This is a genomic window from Vibrio sp. SCSIO 43086, from assembly GCF_051132235.1.
GTDB lineage: Bacteria > Pseudomonadota > Gammaproteobacteria > Enterobacterales > Vibrionaceae > Vibrio > Vibrio diabolicus.
Genome location: NZ_CP072677.1, coordinates 3,219,216 through 3,243,577, shown reverse-complemented (window position 1 = coordinate 3,243,577; position 24,362 = coordinate 3,219,216). Strand labels below are relative to the sequence as shown.

Below are 24,362 nucleotides of genomic sequence, written 5' to 3'. Positions count from 1 at the left end.
GTATTCCTTATGGAATACAACTAAAAACACATTCAAGTGTTCTTGGGTTTTGCGAAAGCAAAACATATTTGAGTCCGGCAAAATCGAATGTCTCTCGCTCATTCAAATAATGAGAGACAACTTTGGTTGTTTAACATCAATTCGAAACTCCTTCGGGTTGTATGGTTAAGTGACTAAGCGTACACGGTGGATGCCTTGGCAGTCAGAGGCGATGAAGGACGTATTAACTTGCGATAAGCCCAGATTAGGTAGTAAAAACCACTTGAGTCTGGGATTTCCGAATGGGGAAACCCACTTACATAAGTAAGTATCGTTATGTGAATACATAGCATAACGAGGCGAACCGGGGGAACTGAAACATCTAAGTACCCCGAGGAAAAGAAATCAACCGAGATTCCGAAAGTAGCGGCGAGCGAAATTGGACTAGCCCTTAAGCTTTATAGGCGTTAGGTGAACAAGCTGGAAAGCTTGGCGATACAGGGTGATAGCCCCGTAACTGACGACGCATATTCAGTGAAATCGAGTAGGGCGGGACACGTGATATCCTGTCTGAATATGGGGGGACCATCCTCCAAGGCTAAATACTACTGACTGACCGATAGTGAACCAGTACCGTGAGGGAAAGGCGAAAAGAACCCCTGTGAGGGGAGTGAAATAGAACCTGAAACCGTGTACGTACAAGCAGTAGGAGCAGGCTTGTCCTGTGACTGCGTACCTTTTGTATAATGGGTCAGCGACTTATATTCAGTGGCAAGGTTAACCATCTAGGGGAGCCGTAGGGAAACCGAGTCTTAACTGGGCGTTCAGTCTCTGGATATAGACCCGAAACCAGGTGATCTAGCCATGGGCAGGTTGAAGGTTGAGTAACATCAACTGGAGGACCGAACCGACTAATGTTGAAAAATTAGCGGATGACTTGTGGCTAGGGGTGAAAGGCCAATCAAACCTGGAGATAGCTGGTTCTCCCCGAAAGCTATTTAGGTAGCGCCTCGGACGAATACTACTGGGGGTAGAGCACTGTTAAGGCTAGGGGGTCATCCCGACTTACCAACCCTTTGCAAACTCCGAATACCAGTAAGTACTATCCGGGAGACACACGGCGGGTGCTAACGTCCGTCGTGGAGAGGGAAACAACCCAGACCGCCAGCTAAGGTCCCAAATTACTACTAAGTGGGAAACGATGTGGGAAGGCTCAGACAGCCAGGATGTTGGCTTAGAAGCAGCCATCATTTAAAGAAAGCGTAATAGCTCACTGGTCGAGTCGGCCTGCGCGGAAGATGTAACGGGGCTAAGTAGTAAACCGAAGCTGCGGCAATATACTTTTGTATATTGGGTAGGGGAGCGTTCTGTAAGCGGTTGAAGGTGTGTGGTAACGCATGCTGGACGTATCAGAAGTGCGAATGCTGACATGAGTAACGATAAAGGGGGTGAAAAACCTCCTCGCCGGAAGACCAAGGGTTCCTGTCCAACGTTAATCGGGGCAGGGTAAGTCGACCCCTAAGGCGAGGCCGAAAGGCGTAGTCGATGGGAAACGGGTTAATATTCCCGTACTTCTTACAATTGCGATGGGGGGACGGAGAAGGCTAGGTGGGCCTGGCGACGGTTGTCCAGGTTCAAGTGCGTAGGCTTAAGAGTTAGGTAAATCCGGCTCTTTCTAAGGCTGAGACACGACGTCGAGCATCTACGGATGTGAAGTCATTGATGCCATGCTTCCAGGAAAAGCCTCTAAGCTTCAGATTGTAAGGAATCGTACCCCAAACCGACACAGGTGGTCGGGTAGAGAATACCAAGGCGCTTGAGAGAACTCGGGTGAAGGAACTAGGCAAAATGGTACCGTAACTTCGGGAGAAGGTACGCTCTCGACGGTGAAGTCCCTCGCGGATGGAGCTATTGAGAGTCGCAGATACCAGGTGGCTGCAACTGTTTATTAAAAACACAGCACTGTGCAAAATCGCAAGATGACGTATACGGTGTGACGCCTGCCCGGTGCCGGAAGGTTAATTGATGGGGTTAGACTTCGGTCGAAGCTCTTGATCGAAGCCCCGGTAAACGGCGGCCGTAACTATAACGGTCCTAAGGTAGCGAAATTCCTTGTCGGGTAAGTTCCGACCTGCACGAATGGCGTAATGATGGCCACGCTGTCTCCACCCGAGACTCAGTGAAATTGAAATCGCTGTGAAGATGCAGTGTACCCGCGGCTAGACGGAAAGACCCCGTGAACCTTTACTACAGCTTGGCACTGAACATTGACCCTACATGTGTAGGATAGGTGGGAGGCTTTGAAGCGCAGTCGCTAGATTGCGTGGAGCCGTCCTTGAAATACCACCCTTGTAGTGTTGATGTTCTAACGTCGACCCCTCATCGGGGTTGCGGACAGTGCCTGGTGGGTAGTTTGACTGGGGCGGTCTCCTCCCAAAGCGTAACGGAGGAGCACGAAGGTGGGCTAATCACGGTTGGACATCGTGAGGTTAGTGCAATGGCATAAGCCCGCTTGACTGCGAGAATGACAATTCGAGCAGGTGCGAAAGCAGGTCATAGTGATCCGGTGGTTCTGAATGGAAGGGCCATCGCTCAACGGATAAAAGGTACTCCGGGGATAACAGGCTGATACCGCCCAAGAGTTCATATCGACGGCGGTGTTTGGCACCTCGATGTCGGCTCATCACATCCTGGGGCTGAAGTCGGTCCCAAGGGTATGGCTGTTCGCCATTTAAAGTGGTACGCGAGCTGGGTTTAGAACGTCGTGAGACAGTTCGGTCCCTATCTGCCGTGGGCGTTGGAGAATTGAAAGGGGCTGCTCCTAGTACGAGAGGACCGGAGTGGACGAACCTCTGGTGTTCGGGTTGTGTCGCCAGACGCATTGCCCGGTAGCTAAGTTCGGGATCGATAACCGCTGAAAGCATCTAAGCGGGAAGCGAGCCTTGAGATGAGTTCTCCCTGATACTTTAAGTATCCTAAAGGGTTGTCGTAGACTACGACGTTGATAGGCAGGGTGTGTAAGCGTTGTGAGGCGTTGAGCTAACCTGTACTAATTGCCCGTGAGGCTTAACCATACAACACCCAAGGGGTTTTGATGGACTCAATGAAAGAACATTGAATGTGTAGTAACGAGAATTAAGAAACAGCTTTCCGAATTATTCGATTTGCAAGCAAATCTCACCCTAAAGGGCCGCACTAAAGTGCGTTTGAATTTGCGAGCAAATTGATAAAGAATTTGCTTGGCGACCATAGCGTTTTGGACCCACCTGATTTCCATGCCGAACTCAGAAGTGAAACGAAATAGCGCCGATGGTAGTGTGGGGCTTCCCCATGTGAGAGTAGGACATCGCCAGGCTTTATTTTGCACTTGCTTAAGATTTAAGCAAGTCACCATAAAGTTCTAATCTTTTTAGAGTTTTATGTTGACTTTCAAAGTGGAAAGCGTATTATACGCACCTCGCTTAAGTGCTAAGGCACTGAAAGCCAAGCTCTTTAACAATATAGACCTATCAATCTGTGTGGGCACTCGTTGATGATAATCCAATTAGAAACTTCGGTTTCAAATTAGGTTTCAATGAAACGAAGTGACCATTGAATCTTCGGATTCAGCACAGTCAATTCAAACATTACTTTATGTAATGTTCAGTATTCATTGAGCCGAACAAAATCTTAAATTGAAGAGTTTGATCATGGCTCAGATTGAACGCTGGCGGCAGGCCTAACACATGCAAGTCGAGCGGAAACGAGTTATCTGAACCTTCGGGGAACGATAACGGCGTCGAGCGGCGGACGGGTGAGTAATGCCTAGGAAATTGCCCTGATGTGGGGGATAACCATTGGAAACGATGGCTAATACCGCATGATGCCTACGGGCCAAAGAGGGGGACCTTCGGGCCTCTCGCGTCAGGATATGCCTAGGTGGGATTAGCTAGTTGGTGAGGTAAGGGCTCACCAAGGCGACGATCCCTAGCTGGTCTGAGAGGATGATCAGCCACACTGGAACTGAGACACGGTCCAGACTCCTACGGGAGGCAGCAGTGGGGAATATTGCACAATGGGCGCAAGCCTGATGCAGCCATGCCGCGTGTATGAAGAAGGCCTTCGGGTTGTAAAGTACTTTCAGTCGTGAGGAAGGCGTTGTCGTTAATAGCGGCATCGTTTGACGTTAGCGACAGAAGAAGCACCGGCTAACTCCGTGCCAGCAGCCGCGGTAATACGGAGGGTGCGAGCGTTAATCGGAATTACTGGGCGTAAAGCGCATGCAGGTGGTTTGTTAAGTCAGATGTGAAAGCCCGGGGCTCAACCTCGGAATAGCATTTGAAACTGGCAGACTAGAGTACTGTAGAGGGGGGTAGAATTTCAGGTGTAGCGGTGAAATGCGTAGAGATCTGAAGGAATACCGGTGGCGAAGGCGGCCCCCTGGACAGATACTGACACTCAGATGCGAAAGCGTGGGGAGCAAACAGGATTAGATACCCTGGTAGTCCACGCCGTAAACGATGTCTACTTGGAGGTTGTGGCCTTGAGCCGTGGCTTTCGGAGCTAACGCGTTAAGTAGACCGCCTGGGGAGTACGGTCGCAAGATTAAAACTCAAATGAATTGACGGGGGCCCGCACAAGCGGTGGAGCATGTGGTTTAATTCGATGCAACGCGAAGAACCTTACCTACTCTTGACATCCAGAGAACTTTCCAGAGATGGATTGGTGCCTTCGGGAACTCTGAGACAGGTGCTGCATGGCTGTCGTCAGCTCGTGTTGTGAAATGTTGGGTTAAGTCCCGCAACGAGCGCAACCCTTATCCTTGTTTGCCAGCGAGTAATGTCGGGAACTCCAGGGAGACTGCCGGTGATAAACCGGAGGAAGGTGGGGACGACGTCAAGTCATCATGGCCCTTACGAGTAGGGCTACACACGTGCTACAATGGCGCATACAGAGGGCGGCCAACTTGCGAGAGTGAGCGAATCCCAAAAAGTGCGTCGTAGTCCGGATTGGAGTCTGCAACTCGACTCCATGAAGTCGGAATCGCTAGTAATCGTGGATCAGAATGCCACGGTGAATACGTTCCCGGGCCTTGTACACACCGCCCGTCACACCATGGGAGTGGGCTGCAAAAGAAGTAGGTAGTTTAACCTTCGGGGGGACGCTTACCACTTTGTGGTTCATGACTGGGGTGAAGTCGTAACAAGGTAGCGCTAGGGGAACCTGGCGCTGGATCACCTCCTTATACGATGATTATTGCGATGAGTGTTCACACAGATTGATACGGTTTATAAAGTAAAGAGACGATACTGGGTCTGTAGCTCAGGTGGTTAGAGCGTTCGCCTGATAAGCGAGAGGTCGGTGGTTCGAGTCCACTCAGACCCACCAATTTCTTTTCCAAGAAATTGGCGACAGTATCGACACCTTGATGGGGCTATAGCTCAGCTGGGAGAGCGCCTGCCTTGCACGCAGGAGGTCTGCGGTTCGATCCCGCATAGCTCCACCATCTTTAAGCGCATTCAATGAGTGCTTTTAAAAATGGTTTTCATCAGAAAATCTCGCTCTTTAACAATTTGGAAAGCTGACAAAACAACAATTTATTGTTGTTTGTAAAGTTCTCAAAGTATTCCTTATGGAATACAACTAAAAACACATTCAAGTGTTCTTGGAATTTGAGTACGGCAAAATCGAATGTCTCTCGCTCATTCAAATAATGAGAGACAACTTTGGTGATTTGAACATCAACTCGAAACTCCTTCGGGTTGTATGGTTAAGTGACTAAGCGTACACGGTGGATGCCTTGGCAGTCAGAGGCGATGAAGGACGTATTAACTTGCGATAAGCCCAGATTAGGTAGTAAAAACCACTTGAGTCTGGGATTTCCGAATGGGGAAACCCACTTACATAAGTAAGTATCGTTATGTGAATACATAGCATAACGAGGCGAACCGGGGGAACTGAAACATCTAAGTACCCCGAGGAAAAGAAATCAACCGAGATTCCGAAAGTAGCGGCGAGCGAAATTGGACTAGCCCTTAAGCTTTATAGGCGTTAGGTGAACAAGCTGGAAAGCTTGGCGATACAGGGTGATAGCCCCGTAACTGACGACGCATATTCAGTGAAATCGAGTAGGGCGGGACACGTGATATCCTGTCTGAATATGGGGGGACCATCCTCCAAGGCTAAATACTACTGACTGACCGATAGTGAACCAGTACCGTGAGGGAAAGGCGAAAAGAACCCCTGTGAGGGGAGTGAAATAGAACCTGAAACCGTGTACGTACAAGCAGTAGGAGCAGGCTTGTCCTGTGACTGCGTACCTTTTGTATAATGGGTCAGCGACTTATATTCAGTGGCAAGGTTAACCATCTAGGGGAGCCGTAGGGAAACCGAGTCTTAACTGGGCGTTCAGTCTCTGGATATAGACCCGAAACCAGGTGATCTAGCCATGGGCAGGTTGAAGGTTGAGTAACATCAACTGGAGGACCGAACCGACTAATGTTGAAAAATTAGCGGATGACTTGTGGCTAGGGGTGAAAGGCCAATCAAACCTGGAGATAGCTGGTTCTCCCCGAAAGCTATTTAGGTAGCGCCTCGGACGAATACTACTGGGGGTAGAGCACTGTTAAGGCTAGGGGGTCATCCCGACTTACCAACCCTTTGCAAACTCCGAATACCAGTAAGTACTATCCGGGAGACACACGGCGGGTGCTAACGTCCGTCGTGGAGAGGGAAACAACCCAGACCGCCAGCTAAGGTCCCAAATTACTACTAAGTGGGAAACGATGTGGGAAGGCTCAGACAGCCAGGATGTTGGCTTAGAAGCAGCCATCATTTAAAGAAAGCGTAATAGCTCACTGGTCGAGTCGGCCTGCGCGGAAGATGTAACGGGGCTAAGTAGTAAACCGAAGCTGCGGCAATGTGCTTTTGCACATTGGGTAGGGGAGCGTTCTGTAAGCGGTTGAAGGTGTGTGGTAACGCATGCTGGACGTATCAGAAGTGCGAATGCTGACATGAGTAACGATAAAGGGGGTGAAAAACCTCCTCGCCGGAAGACCAAGGGTTCCTGTCCAACGTTAATCGGGGCAGGGTAAGTCGACCCCTAAGGCGAGGCCGAAAGGCGTAGTCGATGGGAAACGGGTTAATATTCCCGTACTTCTTACAATTGCGATGGGGGGACGGAGAAGGCTAGGTGGGCCTGGCGACGGTTGTCCAGGTTCAAGTGCGTAGGCTTAAGAGTTAGGTAAATCCGGCTCTTTCTAAGGCTGAGACACGACGTCGAGCATCTACGGATGTGAAGTCATTGATGCCATGCTTCCAGGAAAAGCCTCTAAGCTTCAGATTGTAAGGAATCGTACCCCAAACCGACACAGGTGGTCGGGTAGAGAATACCAAGGCGCTTGAGAGAACTCGGGTGAAGGAACTAGGCAAAATGGTACCGTAACTTCGGGAGAAGGTACGCTCTCGACGGTGAAGTCCCTCGCGGATGGAGCTATTGAGAGTCGCAGATACCAGGTGGCTGCAACTGTTTATTAAAAACACAGCACTGTGCAAAATCGCAAGATGACGTATACGGTGTGACGCCTGCCCGGTGCCGGAAGGTTAATTGATGGGGTTAGACTTCGGTCGAAGCTCTTGATCGAAGCCCCGGTAAACGGCGGCCGTAACTATAACGGTCCTAAGGTAGCGAAATTCCTTGTCGGGTAAGTTCCGACCTGCACGAATGGCGTAATGATGGCCACGCTGTCTCCACCCGAGACTCAGTGAAATTGAAATCGCTGTGAAGATGCAGTGTACCCGCGGCTAGACGGAAAGACCCCGTGAACCTTTACTACAGCTTGGCACTGAACATTGACCCTACATGTGTAGGATAGGTGGGAGGCTTTGAAGCGCAGTCGCTAGATTGCGTGGAGCCGTCCTTGAAATACCACCCTTGTAGTGTTGATGTTCTAACGTCGACCCCTTATCGGGGTTGCGGACAGTGCCTGGTGGGTAGTTTGACTGGGGCGGTCTCCTCCCAAAGCGTAACGGAGGAGCACGAAGGTGGGCTAATCACGGTTGGACATCGTGAGGTTAGTGCAATGGCATAAGCCCGCTTGACTGCGAGAATGACAATTCGAGCAGGTGCGAAAGCAGGTCATAGTGATCCGGTGGTTCTGAATGGAAGGGCCATCGCTCAACGGATAAAAGGTACTCCGGGGATAACAGGCTGATACCGCCCAAGAGTTCATATCGACGGCGGTGTTTGGCACCTCGATGTCGGCTCATCACATCCTGGGGCTGAAGTCGGTCCCAAGGGTATGGCTGTTCGCCATTTAAAGTGGTACGCGAGCTGGGTTTAGAACGTCGTGAGACAGTTCGGTCCCTATCTGCCGTGGGCGTTGGAGAATTGAAAGGGGCTGCTCCTAGTACGAGAGGACCGGAGTGGACGAACCTCTGGTGTTCGGGTTGTGTCGCCAGACGCATTGCCCGGTAGCTAAGTTCGGGATCGATAACCGCTGAAAGCATCTAAGCGGGAAGCGAGCCTTGAGATGAGTTCTCCCTGATACTTTAAGTATCCTAAAGGGTTGTCGTAGACTACGACGTTGATAGGCAGGGTGTGTAAGCGTTGTGAGGCGTTGAGCTAACCTGTACTAATTGCCCGTGAGGCTTAACCATACAACACCCAAGGGGTTTTGATGGACTCAATGAAAGAACATTGAATGTGTAGTAACGAGAATTAAGAAACAGCTTTCCGAATTATTCGATTTGCAAGCAAATCTCACCCTAAAGGGCCGCACTAAAGTGCGTTTGAATTTGCGAGCAAATTGATAAAGAATTTGCTTGGCGACCATAGCGTTTTGGACCCACCTGATTTCCATGCCGAACTCAGAAGTGAAACGAAATAGCGCCGATGGTAGTGTGGGGCTTCCCCATGTGAGAGTAGGACATCGCCAGGCTTTAAATTTTGGACACTTACTGATTACAAGCGAGTGATACCACTGCGGAGTGGTAGTTCAGTTGGTTAGAATACCGGCCTGTCACGCCGGGGGTCGCGGGTTCGAGTCCCGTCCACTCCGCCACTTATATTAAGCCTCAGTCGAAAGACTGGGGCTTTTTTCGTTTTGGTTACCCGACTTACCTTAACCTCATTTCCATATTGAAACCTTGCATCGAGAGGCAGGCTCTTCTCTCGCTATGCTTTCTAAGCCCTGCCATGACGAGGTGTTGCGCAATTCTGTGCGGGGTCCCAGTCTCGAGGGCTAGTTTTGAGCCCCTGTGCTGACTCATTAAAGCTCCCCTTAATTACGAGTTAGAAAGCTTATTCAGTAGCGTAGTGTAAGAAAGAGTAAGATCGAAAGACTGAGTTATTAAGCACCTAGCCACTTACGCATGTATTGCCTTTCTAGATTCTAGGTTGTTGCGTTTGGGGTTACGTTGCGTCTCGCAAGCTTATTTACTGAAGTCTACTAATATAGAGGTCTAATAGAGTATTAAGCTGTTGGAGCTAGGAATAATAAAAAAGCCCAGCAGGAAAATGCTGAGCTTTGAAGTTAATTATGCTTACAGGATGCGTTTTAAAACCCCATCTGCTTTTAGGCGGGTTATTTTTCTTACTAACCGCTGCACCCCTATCGGATAATCTTCCACTTTTTCTAACTGTTTATAAGTACAGATAAGATGGGTATGCTCAAGGATACGCGAAACCTCATCTTCGAACTTATCAGTGAGTTTCGCATAATTGTCTTGGATGAGAAGTCCATTTTCTAGATCAAGTGACCAAGCCCGAGGATTTAAGTTATTCCCCGTCAGTAGCATATAGCGTTTATCAACCCAAATGCCTTTGAGATGGAAGCTATTATTGTCATGCTTCCAGAGGTGAATTGACAGTTTACGCGCAGCGATATTCGCTTCATTTGCTTTCGCAAAGCGGCGTAGGTTTACTTCATACAGATATGGAAGTCCGCCAATGGTTTTAAAGTCTTCCTCAGGGGCAATATAAAAGTCGTTTGCTGTCTTGTCGCCCACAACAATAGTTACTTTCACACCGCGTTTCATAGCTCGCTTCACTTCACGATGCAGCGCTTTAGGGAAGTTAAAGTAAGGCGTACAGATAAAGATTTCGTTTTGGGCGGCCGCTAGTAACTTTACAATCTGTTGATTGAGCAGATTGCGGCGTTTGCCTAGACCAACTAGCGGGGTGATTTTTACACTTTCCTCTGTTGCAGGTTGGTCTTCAAACTGATAATTAGCTTGAGCAAGTGAAGCTCTCAGTTGACGAATCGCCGACTTAATTTCTTTGGTTTCTGGCTTATCTTTTCCAGCAAGATCATTGACAGCTGGGTGAGCAATCATCTCTTCCTGAATGAATTGCACCATTGAATTAGCTAAAGACTCATGTCGAATCACATGGTAACGATCAAAGCGATAGCGTTCGTGATAGTGCAGGTAAACGTTATTTAAGCTTGCCCCACTGTAGATGACAGTATCATCGACAATGAAGCCTTTTAAATGCAGTACCCCAAAAACCTCTCTGCCACGCACAGGTATACCATAGACAGGGATCGGGTGTTGGTACTTATTGGCATACGCTTTGTAAAGCGCAGAATTACCCTCAGATGTTTCCGCACCAATCAGGCCACGCTGCGCTCGATGCCAGTCGACACAGATATTGATGTCCAACCCAGGATTACGCTGTTTCGCTTCATAAAGCGCAGTGAGAATTTCACGTCCAGCTTCATCATCTTCCAGATATAGAGCGACTAGGTAAATTCGCGACGTTGCTTTGCTGATTGCATCCAAAAGACGAGTCCTGAATGATTCTGCTGAATACAGAACATCAAAGTCTTCCGGATTGACAGCGAGACTTGGCAACTGTTCGAATGGATTCCTACTTACTATCATATCGGTATGAGTACCTTAGTTTAGTGCAATATTGCGAACCTGCCATTTTATCAAAGATATGATTTACCTGGCTACAAAAGCGCGCGTTTTGATGTCGTTGAAGAGATGAATTGCATTGGAATGAGATCTTTACCGCTATCTACATAGCGTTGAAATGCCATTTTTAGCGGGTGTGGTAGCTCAGAGCAATCAATGGTTTTGAATCCATGCTTGGAATAATAGGATTCGAGATGTGTAAACGCGAAGCAATAATCGCCATCAGTGAAAACATTTTTTTTACAATGAGTTAGTAGTTCTTTTCCAATGCCAGTTCCCCTAAGTGTTGGAATGACCAGCATTCCCGTCAGCAATCGAGATCTATCTACGGTTTTTAAGCGTAGTAACGCAACGATTTCACCTTTATGGCTCGCTGTAATGATCAGTTCATCCTTTTTGGCTCGACCCGAAGGGTAATGCGCTTTGTACAACCTCTTAATGAGAGGGAGCTTGATAGGATTTAACACTTCTATGATTAATGAGTCAGGTATTGTCACTGCGGTTAAAAGATAACTAATGTAGAATGTCGACAGTTTAAGAGAATCTTATCTGACGTTGCAAACCTACTATGCAAATTAAAACAAATGCAAGCCTTAAGGCTTACCATACTTTTGGGATTGAACAGTCGTGTTCCTATTTAGCAACCATCGAGTCGCTCGAGGAGGTTACCCAACTATTTCAAGACCCGAGATTCACCCATTTACCGAAACTTTTTTTAGGTAAAGGAAGTAATGTTCTTTTCACTGAGCATTTTGACGGGTTAGTGATCGTTAATCGAATCATGGGTAAACATGTGACGGAAACGGATGACCAATACCTATTGCATATTGCAGGTGGTGAAGACTGGCCTGAGTTGGTTTCCTGGTGTGTGAGTCAGGGAATTGGTGGGTTAGAAAACCTAGCCCTGATCCCTGGCTGTGCAGGCTCGGCTCCTATTCAAAACATTGGAGCCTATGGGCTAGAGCTAAAAGACATTTGTGACTACGTGGATGTTCTTGATCTAACTACGTTTGAAAATAGAAGAATGAGCGCCAGAGACTGTGACTTTGGCTACCGAGACTCCATTTTTAAACACGCTTTGCATGAAAAGTGCTTTATTACCGCACTAGGGCTTAAGTTGGCTAAGCAATGGCAACCGATTAATCAATATGGTCCTTTAAAAGATATTCCGGAAGAACAACTTAGCCCAGCAACAATCTTCGAGCGAGTTTGCCAAGTGCGAACGGAGAAACTGCCGGATCCAGCCAAAGTAGGTAACGCAGGGAGTTTCTTTAAAAACCCAGTGATCACTCAAGATCATTATGATCGGCTCATGAAGCAACATACTAATATCGTGGCCTATCCAACTCCTGGCGGAATGAAAGTCGCGGCTGGTTGGCTGATTGATCAGTGCGGATTAAAGGGGAAGTCTGTGCATGGTGCACAGGTCAACCCTATGCAAGCCTTGGTTTTGACCAACATGGACAACTGCAGTGCCGATGATGTTGTCGCACTTGCTTCCCTAGTGAAGCAGGCAGTGTGGGATAAATACCAAATAGAACTTGAGCATGAAGTTCGATTTCTGAACCGTACCGGGGAAACCAACCTGGCTCAGATCGAGGCGTTAAAATGAGAAAAGATCACTCTACGAAACTTCATATCTTAAAGTCATTAAGTAACGGCGAGTTTCATTCTGGAGAGGCGCTGGGCGAAGCCCTGAATGTATCCAGAGCGGCAATAGCTAAGCATATTAAAGGTCTTAGTGAGTGGGGCATTGATATTTATCGAGTGCAAGGGCGCGGTTACCAGTTGGCATCACCATTGCAGTTGTTAGATGAAGCTCTCCTTACTGCTAGTGCGGAGTCACTTGTTGAGCTTGTTCCTGTGATTAACTCAACCAACCAGTATTTGCTTGATAGAGTTGCAGAGTCAGAAAAGGGCCGTGTTTGTATAGCTGAGTATCAAGCACAAGGACGTGGTCGCCGCGGTAGACAATGGATCTCTCCATTTGGCTCTAACTTATACCTATCCATGTACTGGCGATTAGATGCGGGAATGGCCGCGGCAATGGGCTTAAGCCTTGTTATTGGTATTGCTGCAGTGGAAGCACTAGAAGAAATGGGCATACAAGGCGTTAAACTCAAGTGGCCAAATGACCTGTATTATCAAGATAAAAAACTGGCAGGAATCTTAGTGGAGATGTCAGGGCAGGCCGGTGGTGCTGCTCATCTTGTGATTGGGATGGGGCTCAATATTGGAATGCCTGATGAGCAACCTGAGATTGATCAACCATGGACAACATTGAATCAGGTAAACGAGAGTCTCGTGATCGATAGAAATGTCCTAGCGACGACGCTTATCAAGCATTGGAATTCCGCACTTATCGAGTATGAACTGAAAGGGCTTACCAGCTTTGTCGAACGTTGGAATCGATTAGATAACTTTCTCAATCGTCAAGTCAAGCTGCTCATCGGACCTAGAGAGGTGCACGGCGTCGTACGCGGCATCGATCATCAAGGCGGGATATTACTCGAAACCTCGCAAGGGCTAGAGACTTACATTGGTGGGGAAATCTCGTTGCGTAAAAGCGATTGACGTTCAATTACTTTCGTAAAGACACCTTATCAACCAAGTGGTTGACGCCTTTGTGTAGAATCAAATGGGCTCTTTCTCGGGTGGGAAGAATATTTAGCTCCAAGTTGAGCCCATTAATATCATGCCAAATTTGTTTCGCTTTTTGCTTTGCTTCATCGACTGACAGTTGCGTGTAGTGACTAAAATAAGAACCGGGTTTAGTAAAAGCCCCTTGGCGAAACTTTAAAAATCGTTCCACATACCACTGTTCAATTGTCTCTGTTTCAGCATCGACATAGATCGAAAAGTCCAAAAAATCAGAGACAAAGACGCGATGTGGATCATGCGGATAATCCATTCCACTTTGTAGAACGTTTAAACCTTCAATGATAAGAACATCCGGTCTATCAACTTTTCTTAGTTCGTCCGTAATGTCATACGTGATGTGGGAGTAAATAGGTACTTCAAGATCCGGCTTACCCGCTTTAACGTCAGACATAAACTCAACTAAACGTTTGATATCATAGGACTCAGGAAACCCTTTACGATGCATGATACCGCGTTCTTCTAGTACCTTTTTCGGATATAGAAAGCCATCTGTAGTGACCAAGGACACTTTGGGATGATTCTCCCAACGAGAAAGCAATGCGGTCAGAATACGAGCTGTCGTACTTTTGCCTACAGCGACACTGCCGGCGATACCAATCACAAAAGGAGGGGCATGTTCTTCCGTATTCAAGAATTGTTGTAATACAGAGTTGCGGCTTTGACGGGCTTGGACGTACAGATTCAAAAGACGAGACAAAGGAAGGTAGATTTCTACCGCTTCCTCCATGGTTAGGTTTTCATTAATGCCCTGAAGCGCAGTCAAGTCGTCTTCAGAAAGTGTCATCGGTACAGAGTTTCTTAACTCGGCCCAGTTTGCACGGTCAAATGACAAAAATGGACTCATGGGTCTCTTTTATCCTTGGTTTAGTAGAAGCAAGAACATACATCAAGCGAACTTCAAAGCAAACGACAAAGGTCGAAGTTTACTTTAAAAAAGCCAAGTTTGTACGAATTTGCAGCAAACGAATCTAAAAAATCGAATTTTATGATTTTTTTTAAAATTACTATTGCAACCTCGAAAATCATTCAATAGAATGCGCACCACTTATGCCGACTTAGCTCAGTAGGTAGAGCAACTGACTTGTAATCAGTAGGTCACCAGTTCGATTCCGGTAGTCGGCACCATTCTTTCCTTTAGTAGTCTGAATGGCTTGAAAATTTGGAGGGGTTCCCGAGTGGCCAAAGGGAGCAGACTGTAAATCTGCCGGCACTGCCTTCGATGGTTCGAATCCGTCCCCCTCCACCATATTCTTTAGGAAATAGCTCTCAGAGTTACGTGTTGCGGGCATCGTATAATGGCTATTACCTCAGCCTTCCAAGCTGATGATGCGGGTTCGATTCCCGCTGCCCGCTCCACTCTAATTTGAGTGCTGATATAGCTCAGGTGGTAGAGCGCATCCTTGGTAAGGATGAGGTCGGCAGTTCGAGTCTGCCTATCAGCACCAGCTCTCAAGTTTATTTCCTTTTGATATTAGATTTACCAATTATCTTTTTTTGGTTGCGTGGTCAATTTGGGCCACCTAAATCCGTACCTAGAGGGACCACTCATGTCTAAAGAAAAATTTGAACGTACGAAACCGCACGTTAACGTTGGTACTATCGGCCACGTTGACCACGGTAAAACAACTCTAACTGCAGCTATCTGTACTACTCTTGCTAAAGTTTACGGCGGTGTAGCTAAAGACTTCGCATCTATCGATAACGCTCCAGAAGAGCGTGAGCGCGGTATCACAATCGCAACTTCTCACGTTGAGTACGACACTCCAACTCGTCACTACGCACACGTTGACTGTCCAGGACACGCGGACTACGTTAAAAACATGATCACTGGTGCTGCACAGATGGACGGTGGTATCCTAGTTGTTGCTGCGACAGATGGCCCAATGCCACAAACTCGTGAGCACATCCTACTAGGCCGTCAGGTTGGTATCCCATACATCATCGTATTCATGAACAAATGTGACATGGTTGACGATGAAGAGCTACTAGAACTAGTAGAAATGGAAGTTCGTGAACTTCTATCTGAATACGACTTCCCAGGTGATGACCTACCAGTTATCCAAGGTTCTGCACTAGGCGCACTAAACGGCGAAGAGCAGTGGGAAGCGAAAATCGTTGAACTAGCTGAAGCTCTAGATACTTACATCCCTGAGCCAGAGCGTGCGGTAGATCAGCCATTCCTAATGCCTATCGAAGACGTATTCTCAATCCAAGGTCGTGGTACAGTAGTAACTGGTCGTATCGAGCGTGGTATCCTAACTGTAGGTGACGAAGTTGCTATCGTAGGTATCAAGGAAACAACTACTACAACATGTACTGGTGTAGAGATGTTCCGTAAGCTTCTAGACGAAGGCCGTGCAGGTGAGAACGTTGGTGCACTTCTACGTGGTACTAAGCGTGACGAAGTTGAACGTGGTCAAGTACTAGCTAAGCCTGGTTCAATCACCCCACACACTAAGTTCGAATCAGAAGTATACGTACTGTCTAAAGATGAAGGTGGTCGTCACACTCCATTCTTCAAAGGCTACCGTCCACAGTTCTACTTCCGTACAACTGACGTAACTGGTGACATCCAGCTACCAGAAGGCGTAGAAATGGTAATGCCAGGTGACAACGTACAGATGACTGTTGAGCTAATCGCACCAATCGCAATGGACGAAGGTCTACGTTTCGCGATCCGTGAAGGTGGCCGTACAGTAGGTGCTGGTGTTGTTGCTAAGATCTTCGACTAATTCATAGCGAATTAGCGATGCTTTCGGAAAATCTTGAATTAGATTTGACGAACCAGTAGCAAAAAGGGCATCATTTGATGCCCTTTTTCTGCACTCAACATTATTTTTGCTGTTTTCTTGTTCAGAAGTGGGTTGGGCGCAGAGCAAGATTAAGCAAAGATGCTTAATCTTAAGAAGAGTACGCTGATTTTTTCAGCGATATGGAGTTTGCCCTGCAACAGCGGGGTTGTTGTCGTCTATATTAAGACTTGTAACAGGTTGGTTTTATGAAAGCAAATAATGCTGAAACTCCTGATAGCTCAAACGCAGCAGATACGTTTAAGTGGTTAGCCGCTTTCGTATTGGCAGCTGCCGCTGTTGTGGGTAATTACCTGTATGGTGAAATGTCTGTAGTGGTTCGTGCTGCAGGCGTTGTTGTTCTTATTGCAGCTGCCTTAGGCGTTGCAGCAACAACGACTAAAGGTAAAGCAGCGATCAGTTTTGCAAAAGAATCGCGTATGGAAGTACGTAAAGTTGTTTGGCCTACTCGCCAAGAAACCATGCAAACAACACTGATCGTTTTAGCTGTAAGTATTGTAATGGCTCTAGTGCTATGGGGTATTGACGGAATTATGGTTCGTCTAGTAGCTCTAGCAACTGGGGTATAGAGGGTTTTTATTCATGAGTGAAGCTCCAAAAAAACGCTGGTATGTGGTTCAAGCCTTCTCTGGATTTGAAGGTCGTGTAGCTCAATCTCTGCGCGAGCATATCAAAATGCACGGCATGGAAGAGCTATTCGGTGAAGTACTTGTTCCTACTGAAGAAGTAGTAGAAATGCGCGCGGGTCAGCGTCGCAAATCTGAGCGTAAGTTCTTCCCAGGTTACGTCCTTGTTCAGATGATTATGAACGATGAATCATGGCACCTAGTACGCAGTGTGCCGCGTGTCATGGGCTTCATTGGTGGTACCTCAGACCGTCCGGCACCTATCACGGATAAAGAGGCTGACGCGATTCTTAATCGTCTTGAGAAAGCGAGTGAAGCGCCTCGTCCGCGTACAATGTACGAAGCGGGTGAAGTGGTACGTGTTAACGAAGGTCCATTTGCTGACTTCAACGGTACTGTTGAAGAAGTGGATTACGAGAAAAGCCGCCTGAAAGTGTCTGTCTCGATCTTTGGTCGTGCGACACCAGTTGAGCTTGAATTTGGTCAGGTTGAAAAGCTGGACTAAGACTCTTCGTTAAAGAGTATAAAAAATCACCTTTTTAGGGTTGTATAAGGCGCGGATTATGACTATAATTTCGCGCCTTTTTACTTCAAGTGAAGTAAAAAGTTTCTTACACAAACGGGGAGCTGATCCGCGATTAGCGTTTGTACCCAAACTTAGGAATTATCATGGCTAAGAAAGTTGAAGCTTACATCAAGCTACAAGTTGCTGCTGGTATGGCTAACCCTAGTCCACCAGTAGGTCCTGCACTAGGTCAACACGGTGTGAACATCATGGAATTCTGTAAAGCGTTCAACGCAAAAACAGAATCTATTGAGAAAGGTCTACCAACTCCAGTAGTTATCACAGTATACAGCGACCGTTCTTTCACGTTCGTAACTAAGACTCCACCTGCTGCTGTTCTTCTTAAGAAAGCTGCTGGCGTTAAGTCTGGTTCAGGTCGTCCAAACACTGAAAAAGTTGGTACTGTAACTGACGCTCAAATCCAAGAAATCGCAGAAACTAAAGCTGCTGATATGACTGGTGCTGACATCGAAGCGATGAAGCGTTCTATCGCTGGTACTGCTCGTTCAATGGGCCTAGTGGTAGAGGGTTAATAAGATGGCAAAACTAACTAAGCGCATGCGCGTAATCCGCGAAAAAGTTGACGTAACTAAAGAATACGAAATCAACGAAGCTGTAGCTCTTCTTCAAGAACTAGCGACTGCGAAATTCGTTGAGTCTGTAGACGTTGCTGTTAACCTAGGCATTGATGCTCGTAAATCTGACCAGAACGTACGTGGTGCAACTGTACTACCTCACGGTACTGGCCGCGAAATCCGCGTTGCAGTGTTCACTCAAGGTGCTAACGCTGAAGCAGCTAAAGAAGCTGGCGCAGACATCGTAGGTATGGAAGATCTTGCTGAGCAAGTTAAGAAAGGCGAAATGAACTTTGACGTAGTTGTTGCTTCTCCAGATGCAATGCGCGTTGTAGGTCAACTAGGTACTATCCTAGGTCCTCGCGGTCTTATGCCAAACCCTAAAGTTGGTACTGTAACTCCTAACGTTGCTGAAGCGGTTAAAAACGCTAAAGCTGGTCAGGTTCGTTACCGTAACGACAAAAACGGTATCATCCACACTACTATCGGTAAAGCAAACTTCTCTGCTGAGCAGATCAAAGAGAACCTAGAAGCACTTCTAGTTGCTCTGAAGAAAGCTAAGCCATCTTCAGCGAAAGGTACTTTCCTGAAGAAAGTAAGCATCTCTACTACTATGGGTGCTGGTGTTGCTGTTGATCAGGCTAGCCTGAACACTCAAGCATAATTTATTTGCTTAGGCGCAAAATTAGTGTATAATTTTGCGCCTAATATTTGTGGTTGGGGCTGAACTTTGGTTCTTTGAACTGTCTCCTAGTTCGAAATGAATTAAGACCCAGTCTCCGTCCAAGACCGTAGGTGTTTGTGTAAAAGCAAACTTAATTATCCTACGTAGATGGTGCCCGAACTGACAGAAAGCTCTATGTAATATAGTTAACTTTCTTCTGGGGAAGCACCTCAATAGCTCTCACTGTCGTGATGATAGTGAGTGGTGTAACGACAACCAGGAGTAAATCCAAGATGGCTTTAAACCTTCAAGACAAAAAAGCAATTGTTGCTGAAGTCAACGAAGCTGCCAGTGGTGCACTTTCTGCAGTTGTAGCTGATTCTCGTGGCGTTCAAGTTGGCGCGATGACTTCTCTACGTAAACAAGCTCGTGAAGCTGGCGTTTACATGAGAGTTGTTCGTAACACTCTTGCTCGTCGTGCGGTTGAAGGTACTGAGTACGAGTGTCTAACTGACACTTTCACTGGTCCTACACTAATCGCATTCTCTAATGAGCACCCAGGTGCTGCAGCGCGTCTTTTCAAAGACTTCGCTAAAGAGAACAAAGATTTCGAGATCAAAGCTGCTGCTTATGAAGGCGCTTTAACTGACGCTGAAGTACTAGCAACACTACCAACTTACGACGAAGCAATTGCACGCCTAATGATGTGCATGAAAGAAGCTTCGGCTGGCAAGCTGGCGCGTACTATCGCAGCTATCCGCGATCAAAAACAAGAAGCAGCGGCATAAGCCTTGCTTTTTACTGGTTGCTTAATAAACTTATTGTTGACTTAAAAGAGAATTGTTATGTCTATTACTAACGAGCAAATCCTAGACGCAGTTGCAGAAATGTCTGTAATGCAAGTTGTTGAACTAATCGAAGCAATGGAAGAGAAATTCGGTGTTTCTGCTGCTGCTGCTGTTGTAGCTGGCGGCGCTGCTGGCGGCGAAGCTGCTGCTGAGCAAACTGAATTCGACGTAATCCTAGAAGCTGCTGGCGGTAACAAAGTTGCTGTAATCAAAGCAGTACGTGGCGCAACTGGCCTAGGTCTTAAAGAAGCTAAAGCTCTTGTAGACGGCGCTCCAGCACCTCTTAAAGAAGGTGTTGAGAAAGCAGAAGCTGAAGCTCTTAAAGCTCAGCTAGAAGAAGCTGGTGCAACTGTTGCTGTTAAGTAATTATTGCATAGTTTCTTAGCCTAACGGCTAATTGGCTGGTGGTTTTTTAACCACCGGCCTTTTTGCGCTGTAGGGTATAGGCGAATTTTCCCGCTGTTTAAGCGCCTGATATCCATGCAAAAAACATTTCATTCTTACGAAATGAAATGTCACTACAGTAAACAGCTATATTAGTCACTGTCCCTTACCCCCCTTAAGTAACTAGGAGCGGGCGGACAGTTTGGGTCACTTATCAGCGAGCTGAGGAACCCCATGGTTTACTCTTATACCGAGAAAAAGCGCATCCGTAAGGACTTTGGTACTCGTCCACAAGTTTTGGACATTCCATACCTGCTATCGATCCAGCTCGATTCGTTCGACAAATTCATCGAACAGGATCCTGAAGGTCAATACGGTCTTGAAGCCGCTTTCCGTTCTGTATTCCCGATTCAGAGCTACAACGGCAATTCTGAGCTGCAATACGTTAGCTACCGTCTTGGTGAGCCAGTTTTTGACGTTAAAGAATGTCAAATCCGCGGTGTAACTTACTCAAAGCCACTACGTGTAAAACTACGCCTAGTTATCTTTGATAAAGACGCGCCAGCAGGTACTGTAAAAGACATTAAAGAACAAGAAGTCTACATGGGTGAAATTCCACTCATGACAGATAATGGTACCTTCGTAATTAACGGTACCGAGAGGGTTATCGTATCCCAGCTGCACCGAAGCCCAGGCGTGTTCTTCGACAGCGATAAGGGTAAGACCCACTCTTCAGGTAAAGTTTTATACAACGCGCGTGTTATTCCTTACCGTGGTTCATGGCTTGATTTCGAGTTTGATCCTAAGGATAACTTGTACGTTCGTATCGACCGCCGTCGTAAGCTACCAGCATCGATCATTCTTCGTGCACTAGGTAAGTCGACAGAAGAAATCCTAGATCTCTTCTTCGAGAAAGTGAACTTCGAAGTGAAAGACCAAACTCTATTGATGGAGTTGGTCCCAGATCGTCTACGTGGTGAAACTGCGTCATTCGACATCGAAGCGAATGGTAAAGTTTACGTTGAGCAAGGTCGTCGCGTAACAGCTCGTCATATCCGCCAACTAGAAAAAGATGGTGTTGATCACATCGAAGTACCAGTTGAGTACATCGTAGGTAAAGTTGCATCAAAAGATTACATCAATGAAGCAACTGGCGAGATCATTGTTAACGCTAACCAGGAAATCAGCCTGGAAGCACTAGCGAACCTATCTCAGGCTGGCCACAAAGCGCTAGAAGTTCTATTTACGAACGATCTAGACCACGGTCCATTCATGTCAGAAACACTACGTATCGACAGCACGGTTGATCGTATTTCTGCATTGGTAGAAATCTACCGCATGATGCGCCCTGGTGAGCCGCCAACAAAAGAAGCTGCAGAAGCTCTATTCGAAAGCCTATTCTTCTCTGAAGAGCGTTACGATCTATCGACTGTTGGTCGTATGAAGTTCAACAGCTCTATCGGCCGTGAAGATGCTCAAGAGCAAGGCACACTAGATGAAACTGATATCATCGAAGTGATGAAGAAGCTGATCGCGATCCGTAACGGTAAGGGCGAAGTGGACGATATCGACCACCTAGGCAACCGTCGTATCCGTTCTGTAGGCGAAATGGCTGAGAACCAGTTCCGTGTAGGTCTAGTACGTGTTGAGCGTGCAGTTAAAGAGCGTCTAAGCCTAGGCGATCTTGACGCAATCATGCCTCAAGACTTGATCAACGCGAAGCCAATTTCTGCGGCAGTTAAAGAATTCTTTGGCTCTTCACAGCTTTCACAGTTCATGGACCAAAACAACCCGCTATCAGAAGTAACGCACAAGCGTCGTATTTCTGCATTGGGTCCTGGCGGTCTAACTCGTGAACGTGCTGGCTTCGAAGTACGTGACGTACACGTAACGCACTACGGTCGTCTATGTCCTATCGAAACGCCTGAAGGTCCAAACATCGGTCTGATCAACTCTCTATCTGCGTTTGCGCGTTGTAACGAGTACGGTTTCCTAGAGACACCATACCGTCGCGTTGTAGATGGCGTAGTAACAGACGAAGTAGATTACCTGTCTGCAATCGAAGAAGGCCAATTTGTTATCGCTCAGGCGAACGCTAAGCTAAACGAAGATGGTACTTTTGCAGATGAGCTGATCACAGCTCGTCAGAAAGGTGAATCTGGTCTACACCCTCGTGAGCACGCTCAGTACATGGACGTTGCGACAAACCAGGTTGTATCTATCGCTGCATCGCTTATCCCGTTCCTAGAACACGATGATGCGAACCGTGCATTGATGGGTGCGAACATGCAACGTCAGGCAGTTCCGACACTGAAAGCTGACAAACCGCTTGTTGGTACTGGTATTGAACGTAACGTAGCCGTTGACTCCGGTGTAACTGCAGTTGCGAAACGTGGTGGTGTAATCCAGTCAGTAGATGCTTCTCGTATCGTTGTTAAAGTAAACGAAGAAGAGCTAGTACCAGGTGAAGCTGGTATCGATATCTACAACCTGACTAAATACACACGTTCTAACCAGAACACATGTATTAACCAACGCCCATGTGTGATGCCAGGTGAACCTGTATCACGCGGTGACGTGCTTGCTGATGGTCCTTCGACAGACCTAGGTGAGCTAGCGCTTGGTCAAAACATGCGTATCGCGTTCATGCCTTGGAACGGTTACAACTTCGAAGACTCGATCTTAGTATCTGAGCGCGTAGTTCAAGAAGACCGCTTCACGACAATCCACATTCAAGAACTTACTTGTGTGGCGCGTGATACTAAGCTGGGCTCTGAAGAGATTACAGCTGATATTCCAAACGTAGGTGAATCTGCTCTGTCTAAACTAGACGAGTCAGGTATCGTTTACATCGGTGCTGAAGTTAAGGGTGGCGACATCCTAGTTGGTAAAGTAACACCTAAAGGTGAAACTCAGCTAACGCCTGAAGAGAAGCTACTACGTGCTATCTTCGGTGAAAAAGCATCTGATGTTAAAGATACTTCACTACGTGTACCTAACTCTGTATCAGGTACGATCATCGACGTTCAAGTCTTCACTCGCGATGGCGTAGAGAAAGACAAGCGTGCGCTTGAAATCGAACAGATGCAGCTTAAAGAAGCGAAGAAAGACCTAACTGAAGAATTCCAGATTCTTGAGGGCGGCCTTCTAAACCGTGTTAAAGCTGTATTGATTGAAGGCGGTTACTCTGAAGCGAAACTAGACACGACTGATCGTAAGAAGTGGCTAGAGCTAACGCTAGAAGATGACGCACTACAAACTCAGCTTGAGCAACTTGCTGAGCAGTGGGACGAGCTAAAAGCTGACTTCGATAAGAAGTTCGAAACTAAGCGTCGTAAGATCACTCAAGGTGATGATTTAGCACCTGGCGTACTGAAGATCGTTAAGGTTTACCTAGCGGTTAAACGTCGCATTCAGCCTGGTGATAAGATGGCGGGTCGTCACGGTAACAAGGGTGTAATCTCTAAGATCAACCCTGTTGAAGACATGCCATACGATGAAAAAGGTCAGCCTGTAGACATCGTACTTAACCCACTGGGTGTACCTTCGCGTATGAACATCGGTCAGATCCTAGAAGTACACTTAGGTCTGGCAGCGAAAGGTATCGGTGACAAGATCAACCAGATGGTTAAAGAGCAGCAAGAACTAGCGAAATTCCGTGAGTTCCTACAAAAAGTTTACGACCTAGGCGACACTCGCCAGAAAGTAGACATTGCTTCTCTATCTGATGATGAAGTACGTACTCTGATCAAGAACTTGCGTGGCGGTCTACCAATCGCGACTCCTGTATTTGATGGTGCTCCAGAAGAGTCAATCAAAGCACTTCTTGAGCTAGCAGATCTACCAACATCAGGTCAGCTAACGCTATTTGATGGTCGCACAGGTGATGCGTTTGAGCGTCCTGTAACTGTTGGTTACATGTACATGCTGAAACTGAACCACCTTGTTGATGACAAGATGCACGCTCGTTCAACTGGTTCGTACAGCCTAGTAACTCAGCAGCCACTAGGTGGTAAAGCTCAGTTCGGTGGTCAGCGTTTCGGTGAGATGGAAGTATGGGCACTAGAAGCATACGGTGCTGCTTACACGCTACAAGAAATGCTAACGGTTAAGTCGGATGACGTTAACGGCCGTACTAAGATGTACAAGAACATCGTAGACGGTAACCACAGCATGGAACCTGGCATGCCAGAATCGTTCAACGTACTGTTGAAAGAGATCCGCTCGCTAGGTATCAACATCGAGCTAGAAGACGAAGAGTAATCCTTTCTCTCTTGATGAAAGTCGAGAGAATCAAAGCGATTATTTGGAAGAAGGTGCTCACTTTAGCGAGTGAGCTCCTTTTAACTCC

At 47.0% G+C, this 24,362-nt stretch carries 13 protein-coding genes, 7 tRNA genes and 5 rRNA genes; 22 read left to right on the top strand and 3 right to left on the bottom strand.

Annotated features, from left to right (window positions below):
• Positions 1-163 precede the first annotated feature (163 nt).
• The 8 genes from J8Z23_RS15370 (at position 164) to J8Z23_RS15335 (ending at position 9,020) form a co-directional block, all read left to right on the top strand.
• Positions 164-3,053, top strand: a 23S ribosomal RNA gene (locus tag J8Z23_RS15370).
• A gap of 164 nt (positions 3,054-3,217) precedes the next feature.
• Positions 3,218-3,334 (top strand): 5S ribosomal RNA (rrf, locus tag J8Z23_RS15365).
• Between the two features lie 316 nt (positions 3,335-3,650).
• Positions 3,651-5,203, top strand: a 16S ribosomal RNA gene (locus J8Z23_RS15360).
• A 66-nt stretch (positions 5,204-5,269) separates the two neighbouring features.
• Positions 5,270-5,346: transfer RNA gene (locus tag J8Z23_RS15355), tRNA-Ile, on the top strand.
• A gap of 42 nt (positions 5,347-5,388) precedes the next feature.
• Positions 5,389-5,464, top strand: a tRNA-Ala gene (locus J8Z23_RS15350).
• 262 nt (positions 5,465-5,726) lie between these two features.
• Positions 5,727-8,616 (top strand): 23S ribosomal RNA (locus J8Z23_RS15345).
• 164 nt (positions 8,617-8,780) lie between these two features.
• Positions 8,781-8,897: ribosomal RNA gene (gene rrf / locus J8Z23_RS15340) — 5S ribosomal RNA — on the top strand.
• Together the 16S, 23S and 5S rRNA genes with 3 tRNA genes alongside form the textbook arrangement of a ribosomal RNA operon.
• 46 nt (positions 8,898-8,943) lie before the next feature.
• A tRNA-Asp gene (locus tag J8Z23_RS15335) sits at positions 8,944-9,020 on the top strand.
• A gap of 481 nt (positions 9,021-9,501) precedes the next feature.
• Here the strand turns inward: J8Z23_RS15335 and pssA are convergent.
• Entirely contained in the window at positions 9,502-10,842 is a 1,341-nt protein-coding gene (gene pssA / locus J8Z23_RS15330; protein WP_031780707.1) for a CDP-diacylglycerol--serine O-phosphatidyltransferase, read from the bottom strand.
• A 71-nt stretch (positions 10,843-10,913) separates the two neighbouring features.
• Positions 10,914-11,345: a GNAT family N-acetyltransferase gene (locus tag J8Z23_RS15325; protein ID WP_243328470.1), complete on the bottom strand. Its 432-nt coding sequence runs from the start codon at positions 11,343-11,345 to the stop codon at positions 10,914-10,916.
• A gap of 101 nt (positions 11,346-11,446) precedes the next feature.
• On the opposite strand from J8Z23_RS15325, the gene murB reads away from it, so the two are divergent.
• Positions 11,447-12,490, top strand: a complete 1,044-nt coding sequence (gene murB, locus J8Z23_RS15320) for a UDP-N-acetylmuramate dehydrogenase (RefSeq protein WP_434634175.1) — start codon at positions 11,447-11,449, stop codon at positions 12,488-12,490.
• Positions 12,487-13,452, top strand: coding sequence for a bifunctional biotin--[acetyl-CoA-carboxylase] ligase/biotin operon repressor BirA (birA, locus tag J8Z23_RS15315; protein WP_053809528.1), 966 nt, complete (start codon positions 12,487-12,489; stop codon positions 13,450-13,452). The genes murB and birA overlap by 4 nt, the downstream gene beginning before the upstream one ends.
• Positions 13,453-13,459: 7 nt before the next feature.
• Here the strand turns inward: birA and coaA are convergent, their stop codons facing one another.
• Positions 13,460-14,383: a type I pantothenate kinase gene (coaA, locus tag J8Z23_RS15310; RefSeq protein WP_005398335.1), complete on the bottom strand. Its 924-nt coding sequence runs from the start codon at positions 14,381-14,383 to the stop codon at positions 13,460-13,462.
• Positions 14,384-14,588: 205 nt separating this feature from the next.
• On the opposite strand from coaA, the gene J8Z23_RS15305 reads away from it, so the two are divergent.
• The 12 genes from J8Z23_RS15305 (at position 14,589) to rpoB (ending at position 24,274) form a co-directional block, all read left to right on the top strand.
• Positions 14,589-14,664: transfer RNA gene (locus J8Z23_RS15305), tRNA-Thr, on the top strand.
• 36 nt (positions 14,665-14,700) lie between these two features.
• Positions 14,701-14,785 (top strand) — tRNA-Tyr (locus J8Z23_RS15300).
• 35 nt (positions 14,786-14,820) lie between these two features.
• Positions 14,821-14,895: transfer RNA gene (locus J8Z23_RS15295), tRNA-Gly, on the top strand.
• A 13-nt stretch (positions 14,896-14,908) separates the two neighbouring features.
• A tRNA-Thr gene (locus tag J8Z23_RS15290) sits at positions 14,909-14,984 on the top strand.
• A gap of 102 nt (positions 14,985-15,086) precedes the next feature.
• Positions 15,087-16,271, top strand: coding sequence for an elongation factor Tu (gene tuf, locus J8Z23_RS15285; protein ID WP_012841309.1), 1,185 nt, complete (start codon positions 15,087-15,089; stop codon positions 16,269-16,271).
• 266 nt (positions 16,272-16,537) lie between these two features.
• The gene (secE, locus tag J8Z23_RS15280) at positions 16,538-16,918 is read left to right on the top strand and encodes a preprotein translocase subunit SecE (protein WP_005397258.1); all 381 of its coding nucleotides are present in this window, start codon (positions 16,538-16,540) and stop codon (positions 16,916-16,918) included.
• A 13-nt stretch (positions 16,919-16,931) separates the two neighbouring features.
• Positions 16,932-17,480 (top strand): transcription termination/antitermination protein NusG, encoded by a 549-nt coding sequence (gene nusG / locus J8Z23_RS15275; protein ID WP_005384681.1) that lies wholly within the window; start codon positions 16,932-16,934, stop codon positions 17,478-17,480.
• A 164-nt stretch (positions 17,481-17,644) separates the two neighbouring features.
• Positions 17,645-18,073, top strand: coding sequence for a 50S ribosomal protein L11 (gene rplK, locus J8Z23_RS15270; protein ID WP_005384682.1), 429 nt, complete (start codon positions 17,645-17,647; stop codon positions 18,071-18,073).
• 4 nt (positions 18,074-18,077) lie between these two features.
• A complete protein-coding gene (rplA, locus tag J8Z23_RS15265; protein ID WP_005384683.1) occupies positions 18,078-18,779 on the top strand; it encodes a 50S ribosomal protein L1 in 702 nt (233 codons plus the stop codon).
• A gap of 293 nt (positions 18,780-19,072) precedes the next feature.
• Positions 19,073-19,567, top strand: a complete 495-nt coding sequence (rplJ, locus tag J8Z23_RS15260) for a 50S ribosomal protein L10 (RefSeq protein ID WP_005397270.1) — start codon at positions 19,073-19,075, stop codon at positions 19,565-19,567.
• Between the two features lie 57 nt (positions 19,568-19,624).
• Complete coding sequence (rplL, locus tag J8Z23_RS15255) at positions 19,625-19,993, top strand: 50S ribosomal protein L7/L12 (RefSeq protein WP_005397273.1); 369 nt, start codon at positions 19,625-19,627, stop codon at positions 19,991-19,993.
• Between the two features lie 252 nt (positions 19,994-20,245).
• Complete coding sequence (gene rpoB, locus J8Z23_RS15250) at positions 20,246-24,274, top strand: DNA-directed RNA polymerase subunit beta (RefSeq protein ID WP_005397275.1); 4,029 nt, start codon at positions 20,246-20,248, stop codon at positions 24,272-24,274.
• The last annotated feature ends 88 nt before the right edge of the window (positions 24,275-24,362 follow it).